Source organism: Luteibacter sp. P1_D3, from assembly GCF_056406135.1.
In genome coordinates this window covers 1-2,897 of the sequence record NZ_JBFUAT010000081.1, presented here as the reverse complement: position 1 = coordinate 2,897, position 2,897 = coordinate 1, and the positions used below count along the sequence as shown (strand labels likewise).

The window sequence follows — 2,897 nt, the reverse complement described above, 5'->3', positions numbered from 1 at the left end:
CCCTGCTGATGGCCGAAGGTTACATCCAGTCCCGCGGCCAGGCCGGAACGATCGTTACGCCCGATCTCATGCCGATGGCACCGGTGCGAACCGCCGCGCCAGTCCCGCCCAAGCGCGTCGCAAGCAGCTTTCGTCCGGATTCGATACGGCCCTTCCAGATGGGTCTGCCCGCTCTCGATGCGTTCCCACGCAAGGTGTGGGCACGACTCGGCGCGCGCTGCGCCCGCGARATGCAACCGTCCGAGATGGTTCATCCTGCCGTGCAGGGCCTGCCCGAACTCCGCGCGCAGATCGCTGCGTACCTGCAGGTGTCGCGTGGCATCGCCTGTTCGCCGTCGCAGGTCTTTGTCACCTCCGGCTACCGCCACACGTTGTCCCTCATCGCGCAAGCACTGATGAAAGCCGGCGACAAGGTCTGGACGGAGGACCCAGGCTATCCACCGACCCGCGAATTGCTTGGTCACATGCGGATCGCGACCGTCCCCGTCCCAGTAGACCAGGAGGGCATTGTCGTCGCCGAAGGCTTGCGGCTCGCTCCGCGCGCTCGTGCTGCCGTGGTTACGCCGGCGCATCAAAGCCCGCTATGCGTGTCCTTGTCGCTGGCCAGACGCTGGGCGCTGCTGGACTGGGCGACGCGAAACCAGGCATGGATCATCGAGGACGACTACGACGGCGAATACCGGTATGTCAGCCGGCCCTTGCCGGCCCTGAAGAGCCTCGACAGGGAAGGGCGTGTGCTTTACGCGGGAACCTTCAGCAAGGTGTTGTTCCCCAGCATTCGCCTCGCCTATCTCGTCGTGCCCGAAAACCAGGTTGAGCGTTTCAATGACGTCAGCGAGATCGTTGCCGCTGGCAGCTCGTGGCTCATGCAAGCCGTCGTCTCTGCTTTCATCCATGAAGGACACTTTGCGAGGCATATCCAGCGGATGCGCAAGCTCTACGGCGAGCGTCGCGACGTGACGGCGGCGGGGCTGGTGAACGTGCTGGGCAAATACGTGAGCGTGGACAGCCAGCCTGGCGGCATGCACCTTATCCTGCGACTTCTGGCCCGGCGTTCCGATCGCCGGCTGGTGGCACGCATGCTCGACGCTGGCCTGTACGCAGAGGCGTTGACCGACTGGAGCTCACGCCGTGACGGTACCTCGGCGTTGCTCCTTAACTTCACGAACGTCGAATCGCAGATCAAAGCAGAGGCCCTGGGAAAACGCATGCTGGATATCATGGCCTAGTACGTAATGCGGTACATGGATCTTCTTGTATGGACCAAGAGGGTAGACGATAACGTCATCCTCCCAACGTGAAGTACCGCCATGAACCAGCGCATCGACTACTCCAACGCATCGCCCGACGGCTACAAGGCATTCGGCGGCGTGTATCTCACCGTGCTCAAGGGGAGCCTGCCGAAGGCACTCATCGATCTCGTGTACCTGCGCGTATCGCAGATCAACGGCTGCGCGTTCTGCATCGACATGCATTCGCGTGACCTGCTCAAATCCGGACTCGACGTGGAAAAGCTCGTACTGGTTCCTGTCTGGCACGACGCAGGCAATGTTTTCACCATGCGTGAGAAGAGGGCGCTCGCATGGGCGGAAACCGTGACCAACGTATCGACGACCGGCATCCCCGACGCGGACTACGAAGCGGTCGCCGGTGAGTTCAATGGCGCCGAGCTCGCCGATCTCACTTACGCCATCGGCCTGATGAATGCATTCAACCGGTTTGGCGTTGCCTTCCGCTCGACCCCTGTCGCCGTCGGCAAGGCGTGAGGCAACCGACATGCCCTGGATATGGCTCAGCCTCGCTGGCGTGCTGGAGATCGGCTTCGCGTTCTTCCTGAAGTCGTCGATGGGTTTTTCCCGGTGGCTGCCCGCTGTCCTTACGGTGGTCACGGGTCTGTCGAGCGTCGTGCTGCTTTCGATCTCGTTGCGTACGCTTCCCGTGGGTACGGGGTACGCCGTCTGGACGGGCATCGGTGCGGCCGGCACCGCCATCATGGGCATCGCGCTGCTCGGCGATTCGGCGGCGCCCATGCGGTTGCTTTGCATCGCGCTGATCCTTGGTGGCGTCATCGGGCTCAAGCTGGTGTCGGGCAGCTGAGGCGATCCAGGTGGCCCGTCGATGAGAAGGCATGGACGGGGCTGATAGAATGGGCAGACACGCACGTGAGCGCGCGTGCCTGTCCCGTTCGACCCGAGAAGAGAGAGCGCTTTGGAAGCATCCGATATTCCCGCCTGTCCGGTTTGCGGCATGGAAAACACCTACCCGGACGCCGACATGTACGTTTGCCCGGATTGTTCGCACGAATGGCCCCAGCGTTCGACGAAGGCCGAGGACGGCGATATCGTCGTTCGCGATGTCAACGGGAATGTCCTGGTCAGCGGGGACAGCGTGGTCGTGATCAAGGACCTGAAGGTGAAAGGCTCATCCATTCCCCTCAAGCAGGGTTCGATGATCCGCAACATTCGGCTGGTCGAAGGCGATGCCGAACACATCGAAGGCAACTCGGACAAGATCAAGGGGCTGGTGCTGAAGACCTGTTTCCTCAAGAAAGCTTGAGAGCCCGGTCAGCACGCCGCAAATTGAGGGGCACCCGGCCCCAATCTGGGGGAAATCCCCGATGTTGGGGAGGCAGCCGATTCGTAGTCTGATGTCGCAGCTCGACCTTGAGTTGTATTCCATCAAGGAGATCGCTATGGCTCGCTACATCGTCGAACGAGACTTTCCTGGCAAATTGCACCTTCCCACCAACGAGGAAGGCGACCGCCTCTGCCGGAAGATCGTCAACACCAACGCCGAAGAAGGCGTCACCTGGGTGCACTCGTACGTGAGCGCAGACAGGACGCGCACCTTCTGCGTTTACGACGCTCCCAGCCCCGAAGCCATCCGTGAGGTGGGGC

Annotated in this window: 5 protein-coding genes; all 5 read left to right on the top strand. The window is 61.9% G+C overall.

Annotated elements, in window-relative coordinates:
* The coding region (gene pdxR, locus AC1DYM_RS22870) for a MocR-like pyridoxine biosynthesis transcription factor PdxR (protein WP_477342329.1) at positions 1 to 1,229 on the top strand (1,229 nt) is incomplete at its 5' end.
* 81 nt (positions 1,230 to 1,310) lie between these two features.
* Positions 1,311 to 1,766 carry a carboxymuconolactone decarboxylase family protein gene (locus AC1DYM_RS22865; RefSeq protein ID WP_477342327.1) on the top strand — a complete coding sequence of 152 codons (456 nt, stop codon included), beginning with the start codon at positions 1,311 to 1,313 and terminating at the stop codon, positions 1,764 to 1,766.
* Between the two features lie 10 nt (positions 1,767 to 1,776).
* Positions 1,777 to 2,097, top strand: coding sequence for a DMT family transporter (locus AC1DYM_RS22860; RefSeq protein WP_477342325.1), 321 nt, complete (start codon positions 1,777 to 1,779; stop codon positions 2,095 to 2,097).
* A 111-nt stretch (positions 2,098 to 2,208) separates the two neighbouring features.
* Positions 2,209 to 2,556 carry a zinc ribbon domain-containing protein YjdM gene (locus tag AC1DYM_RS22855; protein WP_477342323.1) on the top strand — a complete coding sequence of 116 codons (348 nt, stop codon included), beginning with the start codon at positions 2,209 to 2,211 and terminating at the stop codon, positions 2,554 to 2,556.
* A 91-nt stretch (positions 2,557 to 2,647) separates the two neighbouring features.
* Positions 2,648 to 2,897: DUF4242 domain-containing protein (locus AC1DYM_RS22850; protein ID WP_477342322.1), on the top strand; the 250-nt coding region annotated here is incomplete at its 3' end.

Coding starts and splice junctions, on each gene's coding strand:
- AC1DYM_RS22860 (WP_477342325.1), top strand. CDS start 1,777: ATGCCCTGGATATGGCTCAGCCTCGCTGGCGTGCTGGAGATCGGCTTC.
- AC1DYM_RS22865 (WP_477342327.1), top strand. CDS start 1,311: ATGAACCAGCGCATCGACTACTCCAACGCATCGCCCGACGGCTACAAG.